At 70.1% G+C, this 21,836-nt stretch carries 18 protein-coding genes; 6 read left to right on the top strand and 12 right to left on the bottom strand.

The genetic code is table 11. From position 1 onward, the window contains the following. The 10 genes from QNI14_RS07475 to QNI14_RS07430 all read right to left on the bottom strand — a co-directional run bounded on the left by QNI14_RS07475 (position 1) and on the right by QNI14_RS07430 (position 11,725). Positions 1-1,203, bottom strand: coding sequence for a Gfo/Idh/MocA family protein (locus QNI14_RS07475; RefSeq protein WP_283715892.1), 1,203 nt, complete (start codon positions 1,201-1,203; stop codon positions 1-3). 113 nt (positions 1,204-1,316) lie between these two features. Further along, positions 1,317-2,840, bottom strand: a complete 1,524-nt coding sequence (gene arfA, locus QNI14_RS07470) for an arabinosylfuranosidase ArfA (protein ID WP_283715890.1) — start codon at positions 2,838-2,840, stop codon at positions 1,317-1,319. Between the two features lie 29 nt (positions 2,841-2,869). After that, a complete protein-coding gene (locus QNI14_RS07465; protein ID WP_283715889.1) occupies positions 2,870-3,529 on the bottom strand; it encodes a hypothetical protein in 660 nt (219 codons plus the stop codon). A 2-nt stretch (positions 3,530-3,531) separates the two neighbouring features. Beyond that, positions 3,532-4,458, bottom strand: a complete 927-nt coding sequence (locus QNI14_RS07460; RefSeq protein WP_430539254.1) for a carbohydrate ABC transporter permease — start codon at positions 4,456-4,458, stop codon at positions 3,532-3,534. Further along, on the bottom strand, positions 4,455-5,447 hold the full coding sequence (locus QNI14_RS07455) for a carbohydrate ABC transporter permease (RefSeq protein ID WP_283715887.1): 993 nt from the start codon (positions 5,445-5,447) through the stop codon (positions 4,455-4,457). The genes QNI14_RS07460 and QNI14_RS07455 overlap by 4 nt, the downstream gene beginning before the upstream one ends. Before the next feature lie 75 nt (positions 5,448-5,522). Beyond that, positions 5,523-6,797, bottom strand: a complete 1,275-nt coding sequence (locus tag QNI14_RS07450) for an ABC transporter substrate-binding protein (protein ID WP_283715885.1) — start codon at positions 6,795-6,797, stop codon at positions 5,523-5,525. Between the two features lie 198 nt (positions 6,798-6,995). Further along, positions 6,996-7,934, bottom strand: coding sequence for a glycoside hydrolase family protein (locus QNI14_RS07445; RefSeq protein WP_283715883.1), 939 nt, complete (start codon positions 7,932-7,934; stop codon positions 6,996-6,998). Then, on the bottom strand, positions 7,931-9,025 hold the full coding sequence (locus QNI14_RS07440) for a Gfo/Idh/MocA family protein (protein ID WP_283715882.1): 1,095 nt from the start codon (positions 9,023-9,025) through the stop codon (positions 7,931-7,933). Before QNI14_RS07440 ends, QNI14_RS07445 begins: the two co-directional genes overlap by 4 nt. Beyond that, positions 9,022-9,894 (bottom strand): DUF6807 domain-containing protein, encoded by an 873-nt coding sequence (locus QNI14_RS07435; protein ID WP_283715881.1) that lies wholly within the window; start codon positions 9,892-9,894, stop codon positions 9,022-9,024. The genes QNI14_RS07440 and QNI14_RS07435 overlap by 4 nt, the downstream gene beginning before the upstream one ends. A gap of 55 nt (positions 9,895-9,949) precedes the next feature. Further along, on the bottom strand, positions 9,950-11,725 hold the full coding sequence (locus QNI14_RS07430) for an ABC transporter ATP-binding protein (RefSeq protein WP_283715880.1): 1,776 nt from the start codon (positions 11,723-11,725) through the stop codon (positions 9,950-9,952). A 394-nt stretch (positions 11,726-12,119) separates the two neighbouring features. Here QNI14_RS07430 and QNI14_RS07425 point away from each other — a divergent pair, with 394 nt between their 5' ends. The 3 genes from QNI14_RS07425 to QNI14_RS07415 all read left to right on the top strand — a co-directional run bounded on the left by QNI14_RS07425 (position 12,120) and on the right by QNI14_RS07415 (position 15,307). Next, positions 12,120-12,446, top strand: coding sequence for a hypothetical protein (locus QNI14_RS07425; protein WP_283715879.1), 327 nt, complete (start codon positions 12,120-12,122; stop codon positions 12,444-12,446). Positions 12,447-12,593: 147 nt separating this feature from the next. After that, positions 12,594-14,345, top strand: a complete 1,752-nt coding sequence (locus QNI14_RS07420; RefSeq protein WP_283715878.1) for a glycoside hydrolase family 35 protein — start codon at positions 12,594-12,596, stop codon at positions 14,343-14,345. Further along, positions 14,345-15,307 carry a serine hydrolase domain-containing protein gene (locus QNI14_RS07415; protein ID WP_283715877.1) on the top strand — a complete coding sequence of 321 codons (963 nt, stop codon included), beginning with the start codon at positions 14,345-14,347 and terminating at the stop codon, positions 15,305-15,307. Before QNI14_RS07420 ends, QNI14_RS07415 begins: the two co-directional genes overlap by 1 nt. A gap of 63 nt (positions 15,308-15,370) precedes the next feature. Here QNI14_RS07415 and QNI14_RS07410 read toward each other — a convergent pair whose 3' ends face one another. After that, entirely contained in the window at positions 15,371-17,533 is a 2,163-nt protein-coding gene (locus QNI14_RS07410; RefSeq protein ID WP_283715876.1) for a beta-galactosidase, read from the bottom strand. A gap of 205 nt (positions 17,534-17,738) precedes the next feature. On the opposite strand from QNI14_RS07410, the gene QNI14_RS07405 reads away from it, so the two are divergent. The 3 genes from QNI14_RS07405 (at position 17,739) to QNI14_RS07395 (ending at position 20,904) form a co-directional block, all read left to right on the top strand. Next, positions 17,739-19,061 (top strand): ABC transporter substrate-binding protein, encoded by a 1,323-nt coding sequence (locus QNI14_RS07405; protein ID WP_283715875.1) that lies wholly within the window; start codon positions 17,739-17,741, stop codon positions 19,059-19,061. Between the two features lie 71 nt (positions 19,062-19,132). Continuing rightward, positions 19,133-20,044: a carbohydrate ABC transporter permease gene (locus QNI14_RS07400; protein WP_283715874.1), complete on the top strand. Its 912-nt coding sequence runs from the start codon at positions 19,133-19,135 to the stop codon at positions 20,042-20,044. Beyond that, positions 20,038-20,904, top strand: a complete 867-nt coding sequence (locus tag QNI14_RS07395; protein WP_283715873.1) for a carbohydrate ABC transporter permease — start codon at positions 20,038-20,040, stop codon at positions 20,902-20,904. The genes QNI14_RS07400 and QNI14_RS07395 overlap by 7 nt, the downstream gene beginning before the upstream one ends. Positions 20,905-20,931: 27 nt before the next feature. Here QNI14_RS07395 and QNI14_RS07390 read toward each other — a convergent pair whose 3' ends face one another. After that, on the bottom strand, positions 20,932-21,795 hold the full coding sequence (locus tag QNI14_RS07390; RefSeq protein ID WP_283715872.1) for an AraC family transcriptional regulator: 864 nt from the start codon (positions 21,793-21,795) through the stop codon (positions 20,932-20,934). Positions 21,796-21,836 lie beyond the last annotated feature (41 nt).

The following is a 21,836-nucleotide window of genomic DNA, read 5'->3' as shown; positions in this document are numbered from 1 at the left end:
TCAGTCCAGCGAGAGCGCGGGCAGCGAGACCTTGCGGCCCTCGCGGCTCGACTGCAGGCCTGCCTCGGCGAGGAGGACGCCGCGCGCACCAGCGAGCAGGTCGTACTCGTAGGGGGTGCCGTCGACGTACGAGACGAGGAACTCCTCCCACTGCTGGCGGAAGCCGTTGAGGAAGACCTCGTTCGTCGGCACCTCGGCCCAGTCGAGGTCGTAGTCGTGGTCGTCGGCGAGATCGGGGTTCCAGACCGGCTTCGGGGTGGCGTTGCGGTGCTGGATCTTCGCGCCGAACAGGCCCACGACGGCGGAACCGTGCGTGCCGTCGACGTGGAACTCGACCAGCTCGTCGCGGTTGACGCGGACGGTCCACGACGAGTTGATCTGCGCGATGACGTCGTTCTCGAGCTCGAAGACGCCGTACGCCGCATCCTCGGCCGTCGCGGTGTAATGCTCGCCGCGCTCGTCCCAGCGGTCGGCGATGTGGACGGACGCCTGCGCGTAGACCGACTTCACGCCGCCGAACAGGTTCTCGAGGATGTAGTTCCAGTGCGGGAACATGTCGACGATGATGCCGCCGCCGTCTTCGGCGCGGTAGTTCCAGGAGGGGCGCTGGGCCGGCTGCCAGTCGCCCTCGAAGACCCAGTAGCCGAACTCGCCCCGCACCGAGAGGATGCGACCGAAGAAGCCGGAGTCGATGAGGCGCTTCAGCTTCTGGAGGCCCGGCAGGTAGAGCTTGTCGTGCACGACACCGGTCTTGACGCCGGCCTCGGCGGCGAGCTTCGCGAGCTCGAGCGCCTCCTCGACCGACTCCGCGGTGGGCTTCTCGGTGTAGATGGTCTTGCCTGCGGCGATGGCCTTGCGCAGCGCCGACGCGCGGGCCTTCGTGACGAGGAAGTCGGCGTAGATCTCCCAGCGCGGGTCGGCGAGCGCGGCATCCAGATCGGTCGTGTAGTCCTCGATGCCGTGCTTGGCCGCGAGGTCGGCGAGCTTCGCCTCGCTGCGCCCGACGAGGAGGGGCTTCACCGTGACCTTCGATCCGTCGGGCAGCTCGATGCCGCCCTGGTCGCGGATCGCGAGGATCGAGCGCACGAGGTGCTGCCGGTACCCCATGCGGCCCGAGACGCCGTTCATGATGATGCCGATCTCACGGACGGCGGGGACGGATGCCGCCGGGGCGGCGACGGGGGCGATGGTCGTCTCTGACACGGGGAGTCCTTTGGGTTCAGGCGTTCACTCGAGTGGGTAAGCGCTTTCCGTACGTCCAGCATGCCACTGGAACGCGTGATCTGCAAGCACTCGCAGGCGAGCCCTTGCGTATTTCAGGCGAGCCTGATGGCACCCCAACTCACGGGGGGCAGCGTCAGGGTGAGCGACTCCCCCGCTACCGCGGCGCCGTCGAGGGCTCGCACGCCGACGCGAAAGGGGTCACCGAGGGTGTTGGCGGCGTACCGGTCGTCGTCATGCAACAGCGCCGACTCGACGACCGCGACCTCGCGGCCGAGCTCACGCAGGAGCGGCGCCAGGTCGACGGTCACGGCCGCGGCATCCGTCGTCGAACGGTTCACGAGGAAGAGCGACACCCCCTCGTCGTCGATCGTCGCGACCGCATTGACCGCCGCGACCTCGCCGAAGCGCTCGCTCGTGAAGGTGTCGGAGGTCACCGGCACGCGCACGGCGCGACCGTGCGCGAGGCGGGAGGTGATCGAGAAGGGGAAGAAGGTCGTCTGCCGCCACGCGATGCCACCGGGCTCGGTCATGATCGGCGCGATCACGTTGACGAGCTGCGCGAGCGACGCGGAACGCACCCGGTCTGCGTGCTGCAGGAGCGTGATCAGCAGGTCACCGAAGACGACGGCGTCGAGCACGTGGTACTGATCCTCGAGGAGCCTCGGCGCGACCGGCCACCCGCGCTCCTCGGGCTTGTCGTTCTGTCCACCCTCCTCGTTGTGGAGGTACCAGACGTTCCACTCGTCGAACGAGATCATGATGCGCTTGTCGCTCTTCTTCGTCGCGGCGACGGTGTCGGCGATCGCGACGACCGACTCGATGAAGCGCGCCATGTCGACGCCCGACGCGAGGAACTCCTGCGCGTTCCCGCCCATCTCCTGGTAGTAGGAGTGGCACGAGATGAAGTCCACGTCGTCGAAGGTGTGCTCGAGCACGGTGCGCTCCCACGACCCGAACGTCGGCATACCGCTGCTCGACGATCCGCACACGACGAGCTCGAGACCGGGGTCGACCATTCGCATCGCCTTTGCGGTGCGGGAGGCGAGCTTGCCGTAGTCGTCGGCGTTCCGGTGCCCTACCTGCCACGGACCGTCCATCTCGTTGCCGAGGCACCACATGCGCACGTCGAAGGGTGTCGGCCGGCCGTTGGCCGAACGCTGCGCGGTCCATGCCGTATCGGCATCCGCGTTCGCGTACTCGAGCAGGTCGAGCGCCTCCTGCGTACCGCGCGTGCCGAGGTTGACGGCGAGCATCAGGTCGGAGCCGACGTGGTCGAGCCACGCCTGGAACTCGTGAAGCCCCACCTCGTTCGTCTCGGTGGAGTGCCACGCGAGGTCGAGCCGACGCGGGCGGGCCTCCTTCGGTCCGATGCCGTCCTCCCAGCGGTACCCCGAGACGAAGTTCCCGCCCGGGTAACGGATCGTCGAGACGCCGAGCTCTGCGACGAGGTCGATGACGTCGTGCCGGAACCCATCCGCACCGGCAGACGGATGCCCCGGCTCGAAGATGCCGTCGTAGATGTGGCGCCCGAGGTGTTCGACGAACCCGCCGAAGATGCGGCGGTCGATGTCGCCGATCGCGTGGTGCGGATCGATGCGGGCAGCGGCGTCGGCCATGACGGTCTCCTTCGTGAGCGTGGTGGGGGTCAGCGGCGGCGGGCGTCGACGGCCACGACGGCCAGAGCTGCGCAGCCCATCGCGGCGATACAGAGCGGCGGGAGCACCCATGTCAGCAGCACGACGAGGCCGACCGCGACGAGCAGGAACCCGCTCCCGACGACGTCGCCCGCGACTGCGCGTGGTGCGCCGGCGATGGCGCGGCGCCAGCCGGCCTCGGGTGTCCAGCGACCGGCCGCGACGAGGAGTCCGAGGCCGAGTGCGGCGAGCCCAGCCCACCCGACGGCTTCGACGATGGTCCCGCCGGGCAGGAACCCCGAGCGCGCCAGGTCGATGTCGAGGAGCAGGATGCCGGTCGCCACGAGCACGACGAACCCGACGACGGCACCCGGCAGGAGTCCCGCCCGCACGTCCCGCCAGTAGAGCGAAACCCGCGAGTCATCGGCCGCGACGAATCGACGGAGGTGACGGATGCCGGCAGCGAGCGCTGCGGGCAGGGTGATGACCAGCAACCCCGTGAGCGTCATGAGGAGCCCGATCAGCAGCACCTCGCCGAACAGCGCGAACTTCGCGGTGGCACCGGGGAACCGAGCGATCGGGACGTCGCCCCGCACCGGACCGGCGCCCGAGCGAGCATCGCGCTCGGCCGCGCGCACGGCCCGACGCGATGCGTTCCCAATGGCTGCCATGGTCAGCCCTTCAGACCCTGGGTGGCGACGCCGTCGACGAGGAACCGCTGGAAGACGAGGAAGAACAGCAGCACGGGGATCAGGGCGATGAACGATGCCGTCACCGTTGCACCGAAGTCGCTTGTCGACGTTTGGTCGTTGTAGAGCCGCAGCGCGATGGGCAGCGGGTAGTTCTCGGGGCTCGTGAGGTACAGGAGGGGTCCGAGGAAGTCGTTCCACGACCAAATGAACGCGAAGATCGCGCAGGTGATGAGCGCGGGCTTGATGAGCGGCAGGATCACCGACCAGAAGATGCGCACGTGTCCGGCACCGTCGATGAGCGCGGCTTCGTCCATGTCGCGCGGGAGCTGGCGGATGAACTGAACCAGCAAGAAGACGAAGAAGGCCTCGGTCGCGAGGAACTTCGGCAGCAGCAACGGCCAGAACGTGTCGACGAGTTCGAGCTGGTTGAAGATGATGTACTGCGGGATGATCACGACGTGGAACGGCAGCAGCAGCGTGCCGATCATCGCGGCGAAGAGGATCGCGAGCCCCTTGAACTGGATGCGGGCGAACGCGTACGCCGCGAGTGCGGACGAGAGCACCGTCCCGATCACCGACCCGACCGCGATGATGAGCGAGTTCGCGAAGAACCGCCACATCGGTACGCCCGCGATGCCTTCCATGACCTTGAGGTAGTTGTCGATCGTCGGCGCTTCGGGGAGCAGGCCCAGGTTGGAGCCGAACTCGCTGTTCGGTTTGAACGTCGCGAACAGCAGCCACACCAGCGGGTACAGCACGATCGCCGTGATCGCGATCAGCACGACGAACCAGATCACGGTCTGCCAGCCGCGGCGGCCGAGCTTCGGGCGACGCTTCGGCGCAGGCTGGCCGGTGACGACAGCCTCGGTGGACACGGGTGCGGCGGACTCCGCCATGCTGATGCTCATCGGTTGTCTCCCGCGTAGTGGACCCAGTTCCGCTGCGTGCGGAACAGGATGACGGCGATGATCGCGACGACGATGAGGAGGACCCACGCGATCGCGGCCGCGTAGCCCATCTGTCCGTCGGTGAAGCCGCGCTTGTAGAGGTACAGGGTGATGAAGTTCGTCATGCCTGCCGGGCCGCCCGAACCGTTCGAGATGATGTACGCCGACGCGAACACCTGGAACGCGTTGATGAGCCCCAGCAGCAGGTTGAAGAAGATGACCGGCGAGAGCATCGGCAGCGTCACCGCACGGAACCGCTGGAACGCGTTCGCGCCGTCCATCTCGGCGGCCTCGTACAGCTCCTTCGGCACCTGCTTGAGGCCGGCGAGGAAGATGACCATCGTCGCGCCGAATTGCCAGACGGCGAGCAGGATCATCGCCGGCAACACGAGCGACGGGTTTCCGATCCACCCACCGAGGTCGATGCCGAAGAACGACAGCGAGTTGTCGACCGGCCCGTCGTTCGCGAACATCGCGCGCCAGACGATCGCGACCGACACCGAGCCGCCGATCAGCGACGGGGCGTAGAACGCGGAGCGGAAGAACCCCGCGCCCTTGTCGCGGTAGTTCAGCAGCATCGCGACACCGAGCGCCGCGGCCAACATGATCGGGGTACCGATCAGCACGTAAACGAGGGTGATCTGCGCCGACTGCACGAAGTTCGGGTCGTTCGTGAACAGGCGGACGTAGTTGTCCAGCCCGACCCACTCCGGCGGGGTGAAGATGTTGTACCGCGTGAACGACAGATACAGCGAGTACACCATCGGGATGATGGTGAGCCCGAAGAATCCGACCAACCACGGCACCAGGAAGCCGTAGCCGGCGAGCGTCTCGCGCCGTTCCCGGCGACGCTGCTCCGGTCGCCCGGCGCCCTCGGGGCGCCGGCGGCGGATGGTCCGGCTGCGCCGGTCGTCGCCAGTCACGATGACGCGTGTTGCTGTCGTGGTCACGGGCTGTCTCCCTGGGATGTTCGTCGATGCGTCGGGGTCCGGTGGTGGCCGGACCCCGACGCCGGTTCGAGCGTCTTACTGGTTGAGGATGACGTCGGCTTCGGCGAAGAACTCGCTCACCGCGTCGTCGACCGTCTTGGTTCCGAGGCCGAGCTCCTTGCCCAGGTCCCAGAACTTCTGCTCGAGGGAGCCGTAGCCGATGACCGGGATCGGCGGGGCGTCGCCGATGCGGTCCGCGTTGGCGTCGATGTAGTCCGCGACCTGCTTGTCGACGCCCTCGAGCGTCGCGCCGGCGAGCTTGGACGACGACGCCGGGAAGCCGAGCGTCGTGCCGAAGATCTCACCCGCGGCTTCGCTGTTGACGACGAAGTCGAGGAAGATCGCGGCGGCTTCGGGCTCATCTGTGCGCGAGGAGATCGCGACCTGGAGTCCGGCCTGCTGGTAGAGGTCCTTGGCGCCGACCTCGGTGACCGGCGGCGCGACGAGGGAGATCGAGGATGCACCCGAGTCGGCGAGGTAGCCGCCGAGGAAGTTGCTCCAGCTCATCTCACTCGCCGTCAGGCCCGCGCCGAAGCCGGAGACGGGCGAGATTTCTTCGAGCTGCTGCTGCGGAACGGTGACGTCGGCACGGTTGGCCGCGCCCGACTCCCAGTACTCCGCGAGCTGCTCCTCGGTGAACCCGAGCTCGCCCTCGTCGGTGTACAGGTTGCCGCCTTCGGCGCGCAGCTTCAGCTCGAACGTCTGGATGCGCTGCGTGTAGTCGGTGCCGCCGTAGACCTCGCCACCGGTGGCATCCGTCACGTCGGCCATCCAGTCGTCGAACTCGTCGAAGGTGAGGTCGCCGGTCGGCGCTTCGATGCCCTGCTCGGCGAGGATGTCGTCGTTCACGAAGTTCGCCCACAGGCTGTACCCGGTCGGGAGCGAGTACTGCGTTCCGTCGAGGGCACCGGTGCCCAGGAGTGCGTCCTCGAACGTCGTCGTGTCGACGTAATCCGACACCTCAGCGAGGTCGAGGAGGTGGCCGGGCTCGCCGTACTGGCGAAGGTAGCTGTCGGAGAACTGGAAGACGTCCGGGAGGCCACCCGAGGCGACTTCGGTTGCGCGCTTCTCCCAGAAACTCGGGAAGTCGGTGAACGAGGTGTTCACCGTGATGTTGGGGTACTCCTCGTTGAAGGCCGCGATCAGGTCGTTGTACCGAGTGGCGCGGTCGTCGTTACCCCAGAACGCGAAGTCGATCGAGACTTTTTCTTCGGGGTCGAACTCGCCGGCGGGCTCGGTGCCGCCCGAGCAGCCGGCCAGGACCAGCGCGGCCGACGCTGCGACGGCGACGCCTGCTGCAGTCCGCTTCATGGTGAACATCGTTGTCCTCTCTGTCGAACGTCGGCGTTCAGATTCCGCGAGACGTCCATGTCGGGTGGTGCGGGGTGAGCGAACCCGAGATGCAGATCTCGGAAAGCGCTTGCCGGCAACCATAACCTGCGATGAAACGATTCGCAAGCGTCGGCTTCGGCGTAACCCGATCGTGACGTGTGACCGGTAACAGTCAGGTTAAGGCTGGCAGATCAAACGGCCGCCGTCCACTCGCAGCCGCACGCGGTAGACGGCGCAGCGACGATCCTCGATCGACTCCTCCACCTCGTCGTGCGGGTCGCGCGCGCCGAGGCGCGACGGCTGGCCGAAGAAGTAGAACCAGGTGGCATCCGCGCCATTGACAGCGGCGCCGTGATGCCCGAATCCCGGCCCGGGCACCGACCCGGCGCCGAGGATCACCTCGTCCTCGCCGCCCTGCCGCTCCCACACCTCGGCATCGGCCGACCGATAGACGGCCATGCCGCGCCACTCGTCGACGATGAGCCACCACCAGCCGTCCAACTCGAACACGCAGGGCCCCTCGTGCGGCCTGCCGCCGATCGCGGTGCCGAGCGGATGCCACGCCTCGAGGTCGTCCGATCCCGAGACGGCCGTCGTCGAGTCGGCGGCCTCGTCCTTGTACCAGAGCCGCCATCCGCCGGGCGTAGGGGCGACGCCGGCGTCGATGACGCGGTCGCTCGCGAGGGCGAGCGGGCCGCGGCGGGCCCAGGTCGCCAGGTCCGCCGAGACGTACTCGACGATGCGCCGCGCGTGCCCGGGCCATCGGTCGGGGACGCCGTCGATCTCGGTGAGGTACATGCGCCACGCGCGGCCGTCGTGCACGACTTCGGGCGCCCAGTGGGTGGCATCCGTCGTCGCGGGAGGACCGGCGGCGTCGAGGGCGAGCCCCTCGGCGGTGGGTTCGAGCGTGCCGGCGTACGTCCAGGCCACACCGTCTGACGACCGCGCGACACCGATGCGACTGCCGTGCACCCAGGCCACGCCAGGACCGGGGTCGGGGTGCGTCGCGCGGCGCTGCGTGTAGAACATCCACCAACCGCCGTCGGCGATGACCACGAGGGGGTCGGTCGCGCCGTCGTAGACGGGGTCGCGGTACAGCTCGGCGGGCAGCGTCACTCGCCGCGCTCCCGCAGGTCGGTGACGGGGCTCGCGAACCCCGCGCGGTGCGTCGGGTGCGCCGCGAGGTCGGCGGGCGTGATGAGCGCGCCGTCAGCGGCCGCCGAGGCGTAGATCGCGGCGACGATCTCGAACGACCTCGCGGGCGCATCGGCCGTCGGCGGCAGCGGGAGCCCCTCACGCAGCGACCGGAACACCTCGCGCAGGAGCGGCACGTGCGAGCTCGGCTCCTCGACCTCGGGCAGCGCCCATGCCGGCGCGGCGTCCTCGAATCCGGGTGCCGGGGTGATCGACCAGTGCTCGTGCCCGTGGCCGTAGAGATGCTCGACCGTGATCGTCGCGCGCTGCGTGTCGATGCGGATCGCGCTCACCTCGCGCGGCGACACCGCGCTCGTGACGACCTGGGCCACGACCCCGCCCTCGAAGGTGACGGTCGCCGTCGAGGCGTCCTCGGTCTGTGTCTCGCGGTCGAGACGCCAGAGCCGCCCCTGCACGCTCGTCCAGTCGCCGAGCAGGAACGCGAGGAGGTCGAGTTGGTGGATGCCGTGCCCGAGCGTGGTTCCGCCACCTTCCGTCTCCCACTTCCCCCGCCACGGCACCGCGAAGTAGCCGGCATCCCGGTACCAGAGCGTCTGGCAGACGGCGACGAGCGGATGCCCCAGCGCACCTGTGCGCAGCAGATCGCGCACGTGCGCGGCGGCCGTGCCGGTGCGCTGCTGGAAGACGACGGCGAGTTCGCGACCGGCCACCGCCGCAGCGGCGCGCATGTCGTCGAGCTCGTCGAGCGACGGCGCGGGCGGCTTCTCGACGACGACGTGGGCACCGGCGGCGAAACCGGCGATCGCCTGTTCCCGGTGCGCGACGGGCGGTGTGCACACGTGCAGCACGTCGATCCGTTCGTCCGCGAGGAGCGCGTCGAGGTCGTCGAAGACCGCGGGCACGTCCCAGCGCTCGGCGAACGCGTCGGCGGCGCCGCGGCTGTGATCGGTGACCGCGACGAGCTCGGCGTCCGGCAGTGCGGCGATCGCCGCAGCGTGGTGATGCGCGATCGCGCCGGTGCCGACGATGGCGCAGCGGAGCGGCTCGGTCATGCGGATGCCTCCTGGAGATCGGCGACGAGGCCGGGGACGAGAGATGCCGCACGGGCCGCGACGTCCGCCGGGCCCACGACGATGACGGCGGCGAGCACGACCGCGTCGCCCGGGGCGACCTTCGTCTCGGTGTGGAAGAACGGTGCGGGGTTCAGGCCGGCGTACTCGGCGCTGCGCGCGAACCACGGCGCGGGGGCTGCGGGAGCGGCATCCGCCATCAGCACGCCCGCTTCGCGACCCGGCGCGACGAACGCGAGCCAGGGCGCCGGCTCGCCGCGTGCGGCGTCGCCGACCGGGCCGTCCGGCGCATCGATCGCGCCGCCCGTGAACGACTCGGGACCGCGCCAGAAGATGCCCGCGTAGCCGGCATCCGGTCGCCCCTTGGTCGTCGGCGAACCGAAGGCGAGGGGATCGTCGGCGACGTTGCGCAGCGACGAGTGCCACGAGAGGGCCCAGGTCTCGTCGTCGACGGGGGTCGCGGTGAGCGTGCGGCGTTCGCGGAGGACCGTTTCGCCCTGTTCCGCGATCCAGTCCAGGTGCTCGACGACGGTGCCTGCCCGTTCGGCCTCGAACGACCGATGCACCTGGGCCCCGTTGTTCGGGAGCTGCACGTAGCCTCTGCCCCGGACGTAGGTGGGCCCACCCCAGAAGTTGTGCGGGCCGACGACGGGGAGTGCGAGCGACAGTCCTTTGTGCCAGACGTGATCGCCGGGGCGGTATCCGGTGACCGGCTCGCCGGTGCGGGTTCGGAGCAGCGCGTACGGGCGCGGGGACTCGAGCTGCGGCTCCGTCGGCCGCAAGACGTACTCAGCGAGCTCACGGTTGCCGTCGATGAGGCGCAGGCGATCGCCGCCTTCGTCGAACCTCATGCGCCTCCCCCTCGAATGACCGTCGCCTCAGCCTAGGCGACGGAATGGGAAAGCGCTATCCGATCCCCGTCTGGGTGAGGTGCAGGTGCGCGTAGCGCCCGCCGGCGTCGAGCAGTTCGGCGTGCGAGCCGATCTCGACGATCGAGCCGTGCTCGAGCACCACGATGCGGTCGGCCTCGCGGATCGTCGACAAGCGGTGCGCCACGACGAGCGTCGTGCGCCCCCGCATGAGCCGCGTGAGCGCGTCCTTCACGAGTTCCTCCGACTCGGGGTCGAGGGCCGAGGTCGCCTCGTCGAGCAGCAGGATCCGCGGGTCGCGGACGAGCGCTCGCGCGATCGCGAGCCGCTGCCGCTGGCCGCCCGACAGGCGCGCGCCGCGCTCGCCGACGACGGTGTCCCACCCGGCATCCTGTCGCTCGACGAACTCCCACGCGTTCGCATCGCGCAGCGCCCGCTCGACCCGCGCGTCAGACACGTCGCTGAGCCCGTACGCCACGTTCTCGCGGATCGTCCCCTCGAACAGCACCGACTCCTGCGGCACGACCGACACGGAGCGGCGGACGGTGCGCAGGTCGAGGGTCTGCATGTCGACGTTGTCGAGCAGGATCCGACCCGACGTCGGCCGGACGAACCCGAGCACGAGGTTGAGCAGCGTCGATTTGCCCGACCCCGACGATCCGACGAAGGCGACCGTCTCGCCCGGCGTGATCTCGAGCGAGATGTCTCGCACGGCGTCGGCCGTCGCGTCGTCGTAGCGGTGCGCGACGCGGTCGAGCACGAGCGCGCCGCCCACCTCGTCGACGACGCGCTTGCCTTCGTTCTGCTCGAGGTCGGGCTCCTGCAGCACCTCGGCGATCGAGCGCACCGACTCGAGCCCGCGCGCCCCGACCGGGATGAGCATGAGCAGCTGCGTGAGCCCCTGCGTCAGCAGCGTGAAGTACGTCGAGAGGAGCACGACCTCACCGGGCGAGATCGGCAGGATGCCGGTGAGTGCGAAGACCGCAGCGAGCACGAGGCATCCGACACCCAACAACTGCATCGCGACCCACGAGACCGACGCGACCCGCCCGTTGAGCATGTCGAGGTGCAGCCCCGCGCGCCGGACGCCGTCGGCACCGGTCGCGACGCGGGTCACCGCGACGTCTTCGAGGCCGTGCGCGCGGGTCACGGGGATGAGCGAGGCCATCTCACCGACACGCGCCGACAGCACTTCGACTTCGCGCCGGAACACCTCATTGCGCTCGCGCGACCGGTTGCGCATGCCGTAGCGGATGCCGATGGCGATGGGCACCGCGAGTGCGTAGACGGGCAGGAACTCAGGCACCGCGACTGCTGTCATCGCGAGCGCGCCGACCATGACCATCGTCGCCGACAGGAACGGGTGCGTGACCTGCTGGAGCATGAGCTCGACGTTCTCGACGTCGCGGACGACCTTGGTCTGCACGATCGAGGAGCTGACCCGGCTGTGGTAGCCGATCGAGAGGCTCTGAAGTCGGGCCGCGAGGGCGTTGCGAAGGTCGGCGCCGGTGTCGCGGACGACGGTCATGAAGCTGCGCGTGTAGAGCAGGTGGTTCGGGTAGTTCTGCAGCAGGAGGACCGCCGCGAGGGCGAACCACCACAGCACGGCCGTGACGTCACCGTCTTCGGCGACGATGTCGATGATCGCCGCGGTGATCACCGGGAGGAACCACAGCGGGATCTCTTTGAACGTAAACGCGAGCACGGCGACCGAGATCCGGCCGGGTCGGCGCGCGAGCAACCGCAGGATCGACCGGGTCGGGTGGGCGCCGTCGATGAGATCTCCCACGCGGGAAAGCGGTTTCCTGCTCATGGCGTCCATGCTACGGATCACGCCGGCGCGGGGCCAGGGTGGCGGCCCGTTCGCGCGGCATCCCCCCTCGTCGTCGACATCATGCCCTCTCACCGAGACCACACGTCGTGGGCGCGCACAGCGTGTGTATTCGACGAGTGGACATGATCCGGACGGAGCAAGCGAATGCCGCGCGCGCAAAAGTGACGCCATGCGCGGCGTCACGTGACGGCGTCCCGCGACAGACGCCACCATTCACGCGGCGGATACTGCGGACTACAGTTCCGACATGGGGATCTGGGGTCGAGCATCGCGATGGTCAGGCGTCGCCATCGTTGCTGCGATCATGGCGACGGGGTGCAGCGCACATCCGGGACCGGCGCCAGATCTGAGTGACGGCAGGGCATTCACCGAGGTGCAGCAGCTGCCCGACGCGCCCGCCGCGGTTCGCGACGCCGAGCTCGGATGTGGCGAAGTCGAGCTCGGCCACTCCGAAGCTCTCCCTGCCTCGGCTGTCGGATGCCTGGTGGATGCCACGGCCAGCGGGGAACCCGCGGCACTGGCGTGGACGTCACCGACGGTCGAAGGCGACCCGATCGTCTCCTTCGCGCTCGTCGAGGCGGGCAGCACCGAGATGACCGTGCACGAATCGACACACTTCGACAGGTTCGGGGAACCGACGTGGACACAGCGGACCTGCGCCGCGTCAGACTTCACCGACGTGGGCTGCCCGTACCGCTGACCATCGCCGAGATTCCGTCGCAGGTGGTCGCTTCGGGGCGCGGCATCCGACCATCTGTGACGGAATCTCGAGCGGATGCCGCGCGCAGCGGCGTCTCGCTAGGGAAAGCGCTTCCCGCGGGCGGCGACGCTGGCTAGGGTGGGGCGGGTGACCTCCCGTTTCACCATCGGCGACACCGACTTCGAGCTCGACGGCGAGCCCCACCGCATCATCTCCGGCGCGATGCACTACGCCCGCGTGCACCCCGAACTGTGGCGCGACCGCATCCGCAAAGCGCGCCTCATGGGCCTCAACACCATCGAGACCTACGTCATGTGGAACGCCCACGAGCCCGTCCAGGGACAGTGGGATGCCACGGGCGCGCTCGACCTCGGCCGCTTCCTCGACATCGTCGCGGAAGAGGAGATGCACGCGATCGTCCGCCCCGGACCCTACGTGTGTGCGGAGTGGCACAACGGCGGCCTGCCGACCTGGCTCACGGCCGACGGCGATCTCCGTCTGCGCAGCTCCGACCCGCGCTACCTCGAGGCCGTGACCTCGTACCTCGAGAAGGTCAACGCGATCGTCGCACCCCGGCAGATCGACCGGGGCGGCTCGGTGATCCTCGTGCAAATCGAGAACGAATACGGCGCCTACGGGTCCGACAAGGCGTACCTCGCGGAACTCATCCGCGTGACCCGCGCGGGCGGCATCACCGTGCCGCTGACGCAGGTCGATCAGCCGATCCCGCACATGCTCGAGGGCGGCGCGCACGACGGACTCCACAAGACGGGATCGTTCGGCGGACGCATCGACGAACGCCTCGCCGTGCTGCGAGAGCACCAGCCGACGGGGCCGCTCATGTGCATGGAGTTCTGGTGCGGCTGGTTCGACCACTGGGGCGAGAAGCACCACACCACGACGTTCGCGGACTCGGCAGCCGACCTCGACCGGCTCCTCGCGGCCGGCGCGTCGGTGAACATCTACATGGTGCACGGAGGCACGAACTTCGGCCTGACCGCCGGCGCGAACGACTCCGGCCGCTACCTGCCGATGGTGACGAGCTACGACTACGACTCCCCCATCACCGAGTCGGGCGACATCACCGAGAAGTTCCGCGCGTTCCGCGACGTCATCGCGAAGCACGCCCCGGTGCCCGACGAGCCGTTGCCCGAGCCGGTCGACGCCCCGACCCCGACGGCGCGGCTCGAGGCCGTGGCGTCGCCCCTCGACCTCGTCGCCGCGGGCCGCGGGGAGTTCGCGGCGCCGCCGATGATGGACGAGCTCGGTGCCGACGTGGTCCTCGTCGAGTACCGCGTCGACGCGCCGCTCGACCACCCCGCCGTCCTGCGCGCCGAAGTGCGCGATTACGCCTGGGTGCGGCGGGACGGAACCCTCGTCGGCCGGCTGCAGCGGACGCTCGGCGACGATACCCTCATCGTCCCCGCCGGCAGCGAGCTCAGCCTGCTGGTCGAAGAGACCGGCCGCGTCAACTACGACACGAAGATCGGCGAGCCGAAGGGCCTCATCGGCGACGTGCAGCTCGACGGGGCACCCGTCACCGGTCCGTGGCGGGCGCGGACGATCGACGTTCCCGCACTGGGGGCCGCCATCACCGACGCCGCCGCGACCCCGCTGGACGGACCCGCCGTCGGCCCGGTGGGGCTCCGCGGCTCGTTCGAGCTCGCGGCATCCGCTGATCTCTTCCTCGACACCCGCGGGTGGGGCAAGGGCTACGCGTGGGTGAACGGGTTCTTCCTCGGACGGTACTGGCGGCGCGGACCGCAGCGCACGCTCTACGTTCCCGGTCCGGTGACGCGCACCGGGGCGAATGAGGTGGTCATCGTGGAACTCGAAGAGACAGCCGAACCGACGGCGCGCTTCCTCGCGCGCCCCGACCTGGGACACGAGGTGGAGTGATGTACACCGCTGCATTCGATCTGGTCCGGCGGCACGTGACGGAGGGGCGCCTGCCCTCGGCCGTGTTCGGCGTCGCGACCGCCGACGGCACCGTCGCCCTCGACGCCTTCTCGGCGGATGCCGCCGACCGCTATCCGCTCTTCTCGATCACCAAACCGCTCGTCGGCATCGCCGTCGCGCGTGCGATCGAGCGCGGGCTGTTGACGCTCGACACCCCGCTCGCGACGGCGCTGCCCGGGTTCGACGGGGCACGCGAGGACGTCGTGCGGCTGCGGCATCTCGTGTCGCACACGTCGGGCATCTCCGAGCCGCCGCTCGATCCGGCGCCGCCGCTGCGCACGGTGCTGGCCACGGCCGGCCGCGACTTCGCGCCGGGTGCGGCGTCGCGCTACTCGACGATCGCGTTCGAGGGCATCGCCGCCCTGCTCGAGCAGGCGACCGGCATGCCCTGGGATGCCGCGGTCGCCGAGTGGACGACGGAACTGGCCGCCGACGGGATCAGCTCGGATCTCTCGGATGCTGCGACGATCGGGGACGCCGCCGACGCCGGCGTCGACATGGCGCGGTTCACGGCGGGCCGGAACGCGGGAGCGGGCCTCGCTGCGCGCGCCGACGACCTGCTCCGACTGGGGAGCGCACTCCTGCGGATCGGCGCCGGCGAGACCAGCGGCATCCTGCAGCCGGCGACGCTCGGGATGATGCTGCGCCCGATCACCGGCGACATCCCGCGGCTCGAGCCGTACGTGGCATCCCGCGGGCAGGACTGGGGCGTCACCTGGAACCTGCGCAGCCGCGCGCCGGGCCTCATCGATCAGGACGTGTACGGGCACGGCGGCTGGGCGGGCACCGAGTTCTGGGTGCACCCAACGGCGGGCGTGGCGTGGGTGCTGCTCACGAACCGCGCGATGCGCGAGGGCTTCGACCTCGACGCGCTCGACAACGCCGTCGTCGCCGCCCGCTGAGCGGGAGGATCGACCGCGGCGCGGCCGACCCCGGCGCAGGCTGGCGCGGGGGATACCCGACGCTCAGCCCACCCGCGCCGCCGCGCGCCCCTCCAGCCGCGCCGCCGCGATCCCCGCGCCGACGGGCCGCTCCCCCGGGAAGTGCACCGCCGCGGCCGGCGGCCCGGGCAGGATCTCGATCCGCAGCGAGGACGCCCCGGCGCGCGCGTCGGCGGGGATCCGCCACGGGCGACCCGTCCACAGCGCATCCGCGACGAGCCGGTCGCCGTCCCACGCCCGTGCGACGTCGCCGCGCCAGTCGAGCGTCAGCGTCCGGTCGTCGTCCGGCGCGACCGCGACCTGCGCCACCGCGGCATCCGACCAGTCCAGCGGCACCGAGGCCCGTCCCGACGCACCGGCCACAGCCGACGGAGCCGCCCCCGCCTCACGTTCGATCGTCCAGGTGACGGCTTCACCGCCGGCGGATGCCGCCACCGAGACCGCCCGCCACCCGGCATCCGTCAGCGTCTCGACCTCCGCCGAGTCGGTCCCGGCGAACGTGACGGTCCCGTCTGACGCGGCCACACCGCCGGGCGCCCACACGAGCGTGCCGTCGACGACCGCAACGGCGTCGGCGTCGGCCTCCGCGAGCACCAGGACCCGCGCCACGACCATGCCCTCGCGGGAGAGTTCGACGAGCCGTCCGCGTCCGACCGATTCCACCTCGAGCACGTCGGCATCGGCGTCGAGCGCAGCGGGGATGCCGGCGGTCTCGGCCGCGACGAGCAACGGCAGCTCGCGCCAGACGAGCTCGGTGATCGGCTGCGCCGTCATCCACGTGATCGTCGCGTCGCCGACCGGCAGCCCGAAGGGCCACGCGAACGCGGCGCCCGAGGGGATGTCGACGGCGGGGAACACCGCGAGCCCGCTCACCTCGAACGCCACGCCGTCGTGCGCGGGGAGGTCGACGCCCGGCTGGCGGTTCACGACGAACACGAAGCCACAGCGACCGTCGGAGCGCACCGACCACCGAAGGCCCGTCACATCGGGCGAGTCGACCGCACCGACGGGGAACGACGCCGGCATCTCGGCGAGTGCCGCGCCCCACCGCTCGAGCAGCAGGTGCTGCCGCCGCAGCGCGAACCAGCTCGGACGCACGGCCCCGTCGACCTGCACGGGTGCGCCAAAGTCGTACGCGAGCTCGACGAAGTCGTTCGGCGCACCGGTCTCGTGCGACTCCTGCAGATGGCGCCGCGGATTCCGCCCGTCGGCGTACATGTAGTACCCCTGCCAGACGCTGCCCGAGGCGAGCTTCGCGAGGGCGAGGGCCGAGACATCGGATGCCGGGACGTCGAGGCGCCGATGGTACGCCGAGGCCATCCCGCCGCCGAGCTCGCACGTCGCGAACGGGTACGGCTCGACCGCGTCGCGGACGGACACGACGCCGCCGCCGCGGTGGTCGGCGCCGATCGAGTCGTCGTCGCGCCGAGGTGAGGGGTAGAAGTTCGAGAAGCTCCGCAGGTCGGGTCCCGCGTCAGCGTCGACCCAGAACGACTCCGGATAGCCGCCGTACACCGGCAGTGCACCGGCGGGCACCTGCGCGCCGCCCCATGCGGTCGCGGTCCAGATCGGTGCGCCGATCCCGTGCGCCTCGGCCATCTCCCGCAGCCGCTCGAGATGCGCGGCACCGTCGTACAGCTCGTTGTCGACCTGCACCGACAGCAGCGGGATGCCGGCGACCTCGACCGCCAGCTGGGCGTACCAGGCATCGACGACCGCGAGGTAGTCGGGGTCGTTCGTGCGCAGCGGCAACCCGGAGTCGGCGAGCCAGTCGGGCAGGCCGCCGTGCCGCGCCTCGGCGTGCGCGTAGGGTCCGATGCGCAGGATCAGTCCGAGCCCCGCGCGCTGCACTTCGAGCGCGAACGCCCGCAGGTCCAGGTCACCGGTGAAGTCGACCTCCCCGCGCTGCGGCTCGTGGTGGTTCCACAGCACGTACGTGGCGACGTGCGTGAGGCCGCCGGCGCGCGCCGCGCGCAGCACCTCGGCCCACCGCGCCCTCGGGATGCGGCTGTAATGCATTTCGCCCGAGACCGGGAAGACCGCGGCATCCGCTCGATGGATCGCCCTCGTCGTGACCGTCACCCCCGACGCATCGCCCTCGCTCGGACGGACGTCGGCGGGCGTCGCCGGGCTCGGCGCCGGGACATCGATTCGGTGGGTGCGGGGCGTCAAGACTTCCCGTGACATCGAAACCTCCATCGGTTCAGTCGCGATCGCGTCCCTCGAGCCTACGAACCGCGGATGCCGCCCCGGCGACGACCAGCGAATCGTCCAGGCATGCCGCGGCATCCACCATGCCGGGCGATCCGAGCCGCGTTCTAGCCTCGGATCCGCACCGCCCGCGGCATCCCGCAACCCGGCGACGCTGCCGCCTCACATGCAAAGGAGCATCATGTCCCTTCTCGCCCGCTTCCGGCGCCCGGCCACGGCACTCGCCGCCGCCACCGCCGCGACGCTCGTCCTCGCCGGCTGCACCGGCTCCCCCAGTGGCGGGACGCCCGACGGCGAACCCGTCGAGATCACGTTCCAGTCCTGGGTGCCCAACATCGACCAGGCCGTCGACGCGTTCAACGAGTCGCACGACGACATCCAGGTGACGCTCGAGACCATCACCGCCGGCCCCGACGGCGGCTACGCGACCATGCTGTCGGCCGTGCAGGCCGGCAACGCCGCCGACGTCGCGCAGGTCGGCTACGATTCGATCCCCGACTTCCTCATCAACGACGGCCTCGAGGACATCACCGAGTACGCCGAGGGCTCGGCCGAGCTCTTCTCGCCGTGGCAGTGGGAGACGGGCGTCTTCGACGGTTCGGTGTATTCGATCCCCCAGGCATCCGGTCCGCTCGGCCAGTTCTACCGCGCCGACATCTTCGACGAGCTCGGCATCGAGGCGCCGACCACGTGGGACGAGTACTACGAGGCGGCGAAGGTCGTCCGCGCGTCCGACCCCGACCGCTACATCGCCGCGTTCGCCTTCAACCAGGCGCCGTGGATGATCGGCCTCGCCCAGCAGGGCGGCGCGAACTGGTTCGGCACCGAGGGCGACGCGTGGACCGTCGACATCGACGGCGACGAGACGCTGAAGGTCGCCGAGTTCTGGCAGAAGCTCGTCGACGAGGACCTCGTGAAGGTCGTCGCCGACATGTCGAACGAGTGGAACGCCGACATCCAGAACAGCAACATCCTCACCTGGATCTCGGGCTCGTGGGCCGACGCGATCGTGCGCGGCACCGCGCCCGAGACGGCCGGCAACTGGGCGGTCAGCCCGGTGCCGCAGTGGAACGCCGGCGAGAACGTCTCGGCCACCTGGGCCGGCGGTTCGGCGAGCGTCGTGCTGCGCGGCACCGACCACCCCGCCGAGGCGACCGAGTTCGCGGTCTGGCTGAACTCCGACCCCGAGTCGGTGTCGATCCTCACGAGCATCGGCGCCGGTTGGCCCGCCCTCGCCGACACCAGCGCGATCGCGTCGTTGCAGGACGACCCCGAGGTCTTCGCCTTCTACGGCGGGCAGGACATCTGGGACACGTTCGCCGAATCGGATGCCGCGGTCGACACGTCGTGGAAGTGGCCGCCGCTGTCGTCAACGCTGTTCGCCTCGCTGAGCGACAACGTGTCGGCGGCCGTTGAGAACGGCACCCCGCTGGTCGACGCGTACCGGCTGACGCAGGAGGACGTGGTCGCGGCGCTCACCGAGCGCGGCATCAACGTCCAGTGAGCCTCCGGGGTGGGAGGGCGCCCGGCGCCCTCCCACTCCTTCCCCGTTCCCGCCGCCCGAACCGGAGCACCATGACCGCCCTCGCCCCTCCCCGCCGACGCGCCGGCAGCCCTGCGAAGTGGGTGCTGCTGCTGCCCTTCGTGGTGATGTTCGCGCTGTTCTTCGTCGCCCCGATCGTCTACGCGATCGTGCAGAGCCTCTTCGCCACGAAGAGCTCGGGGCTCGGCCTCGGCCGGCCCGAGACGACGTTCGTCTTCTTCGACAACTACGCGCGGGCGCTCAGCGACCCCGCGTTCGTCGAGAGCGTCGGCCGCCTGGTGCTGTTCGCGGCGATCGAGGTGCCGCTCATGGTCCTCACCGCGCTCGGGCTCGCGCTCCTGCTCGACTCGGGCAAGGCGCGCTTCCCGCGGTTCTTCCGCGTCCTCTACTTCGCGCCCTACGGCGTCCCCGGCGTCATTGCGACGCTGCTGTGGGGCTTCCTCTACATCCCCGCGACGAGCCCGGTGATCCAGGCGCTCGGCGCGATCGGCATCGACGCGAACCCGCTCTCGAGCAGCGGCGTGCTATTCGCCATCGCGAACATCGCGCTCTGGGGGTTCGCGGGCTACAACATGGTCATCCTCATGGCCGCGCTCGACGCCATCCCGTCCGAGCTCTACGAGGCGGCCCGCGTCGACGGCGCCTCGACCTGGTCGACGACCTGGCACATCAAGCTCCCGCTGGTGCGACCCTCGATCATCCTCGTGACGGTGTTCACGATCATCGGCACGCTGCAACTGTTCGTCGAGCCGCTCGTCCTGCAGCCGCTCACATCGGCGATCAGCTCGACGTACACGCCGAACCTCGCGGCGTACAACCAGGCGTTCGCGCAGGGCAACCCGAACCTGGCCGCCGCGATGGCCGTGCTCGTCGCCGTGCTCGGCTTCGTCTTCTCCTTCGGATTCCTCCGTCTCGTCAACCGGAAGGACTCCCGCGCATGGTGAACCGCGCCCCGTCGACCCGCAGCGGCACGCCCAGCACGCTGGCCGTCAACCTCGTCCTCGCCGTCGCCGGTGTCTACTTCCTGCTGCCGCTCGTGTGGGTGCTCGTCGCCGCGACCAAGTCACCCGGCGAGCTGTTCGGCACGTTCGGACTCTGGTTCAGCGACACCCCGCGCGCCTGGGAGAACCTGGTCGCGTTGTTCACGCAGAGCGACGGCATCTTCACCCAATGGGTGCTGAACAGCCTGCTCTACTCGGGACTCGGCGCGTTGGTCGCGATGATCCTGTCGGCCGCCGCCGGGTACGCGATCGCGAAGTACGCGTTCCGCGGCAAAGAGACGCTGTTCTCGATCATCCTCGGCGGCGTCCTCGTGCCGGCCACGGTCATCGCGCTGCCGCTGTACTTCCTGCTCAACACGGTCGGACTCACCGGCTCGTACTGGGCAGTGCTCCTCCCCAGCATGGTGAGCCCGTTCGGCGTCTACCTCGCGCGCATCCACGCGAACGCGAGCGTGCCGGACGAGATCATCGAAGCCGCGCGACTCGACGGTGCGGGCGACCTCCGCATCTTCGGCACGATCGCGACGCGCATGATGGCGCCGGCGCTCGTGACGATCTTCCTCTTCCAGTTCGTCACCATCTGGAACAACTACCTGCTGCCGCTCGTGATGCTGAACGACACGAAGACCTTCCCAGTCACGCTCGGCCTCACCCTGTGGAACTCGCAGACCCAGCGCGACCCGGCCTTCTACTCGCTCGTCGTGATGGGCTCCGCCGTCTCGGCGATCATCCTCGTCGGACTCATGATCGCGCTGCAGCGCTTCTGGCGCGCCGACCTCACCGCCGGGGCCACCAAGGGGTGACTGGATGCCGCACCGCGCGGCATCCAGTCACCCCTTGTGGTGCTCGCGGTAGGCCGTCGGCGCCATGCCGTGCGTGAGGCGGAATCGGCGCGAGAAGTAGAACGGGTCGCCCATGCCTACGCGGCGGCCGATCTCGGCGACGGGAAGGTCGGTGGTGTCGAGCAGGTGCCGCGCCCGCGCCATCTTCAGCGCGAGGTGGTGCGCCACCACGCCGCCGCCGGTCGCCTCGCGGAAGAGCGCGGCGAGGTGCGACGGCGACACCCCGACCATCGCGGCGAGCTCGGGCACGTGGACAGTGCCGTCGACGCGGTCCTCGAGGTAGCGGAGCGCGCGCTCGAGAGGAGTGCCGTGCTCGGGGAGCAGCCGGTCGACCGCGAGCTGGGTCAGCAGTCGCCAGGCCATGCCCGACGTCGCCACCAGGCGTGCGGGGGTCGTGTCGCGTTCGAGCGAGGTCGAGATCTCGTCGAGCATCGCCGTCACCCGGTCGGCGCCCCGGAGCGACAGCGTCACGCGGGCAGGCGAGATATCCGCGGCCTCGAGCAGCTCTGCGACGTCGGAGCCGCGGACGTGGCACCACCAGATCGTCCAGGGGTCGTCTTCGGAGGCACCGTAGGAATGCGGGATGCCGCCGGGCAGCACGATCGCGGTCGACGAGCCGACGCGCACGCGTTGCCCGCCCGCCTCGACCCACCCGCTCCCGTCGACGCAGACGATCACGATGGTCTCGGCCGCACCGTTCGGGCGGCGGCGACCATGGTCGGCAGCACGCGGGAAGTAACCGGCATCCGTCACGACGATCCGACGCGTGACCGGCCTGAGCAATGCCGCCTCGACGAGCGGGCGCGGGACGACGCTCAGTCGCTGCCGCTCGAAGCCGTCCGCCCGTTCCACGACCCCATCCTGCCACCGGAAGTCCCTCGGAGGCTGACCAG

Source organism: Microbacterium dauci (assembly GCF_030065535.1).
Taxonomy (GTDB): domain Bacteria; phylum Actinomycetota; class Actinomycetes; order Actinomycetales; family Microbacteriaceae; genus Microbacterium; species Microbacterium dauci.
This window is presented reverse-complemented; position numbering and strand designations above follow the sequence as displayed.

Coding starts and splice junctions, on each gene's coding strand:
- arfA (WP_283715890.1), bottom strand. CDS start 2,840: ATGGCCGACGCCGCTGCCCGCATCGATCCGCACCACGCGATCGGCGAC.
- QNI14_RS07465 (WP_283715889.1), bottom strand. CDS start 3,529: ATGGCAGCCATTGGGAACGCATCGCGTCGGGCCGTGCGCGCGGCCGAG.
- QNI14_RS07460 (WP_430539254.1), bottom strand. CDS start 4,458: ATGAGCATCAGCATGGCGGAGTCCGCCGCACCCGTGTCCACCGAGGCT.
- QNI14_RS07450 (WP_283715885.1), bottom strand. CDS start 6,797: ATGAAGCGGACTGCAGCAGGCGTCGCCGTCGCAGCGTCGGCCGCGCTG.
- QNI14_RS07440 (WP_283715882.1), bottom strand. CDS start 9,025: ATGACCGAGCCGCTCCGCTGCGCCATCGTCGGCACCGGCGCGATCGCG.
- QNI14_RS07435 (WP_283715881.1), bottom strand. CDS start 9,894: ATGAGGTTCGACGAAGGCGGCGATCGCCTGCGCCTCATCGACGGCAAC.
- QNI14_RS07430 (WP_283715880.1), bottom strand. CDS start 11,725: ATGAGCAGGAAACCGCTTTCCCGCGTGGGAGATCTCATCGACGGCGCC.
- QNI14_RS07415 (WP_283715877.1), top strand. CDS start 14,345: ATGTACACCGCTGCATTCGATCTGGTCCGGCGGCACGTGACGGAGGGG.
- QNI14_RS07410 (WP_283715876.1), bottom strand. CDS start 17,533: ATGTCACGGGAAGTCTTGACGCCCCGCACCCACCGAATCGATGTCCCG.
- QNI14_RS07405 (WP_283715875.1), top strand. CDS start 17,739: ATGTCCCTTCTCGCCCGCTTCCGGCGCCCGGCCACGGCACTCGCCGCC.
- QNI14_RS07400 (WP_283715874.1), top strand. CDS start 19,133: ATGACCGCCCTCGCCCCTCCCCGCCGACGCGCCGGCAGCCCTGCGAAG.
- QNI14_RS07395 (WP_283715873.1), top strand. CDS start 20,038: ATGGTGAACCGCGCCCCGTCGACCCGCAGCGGCACGCCCAGCACGCTG.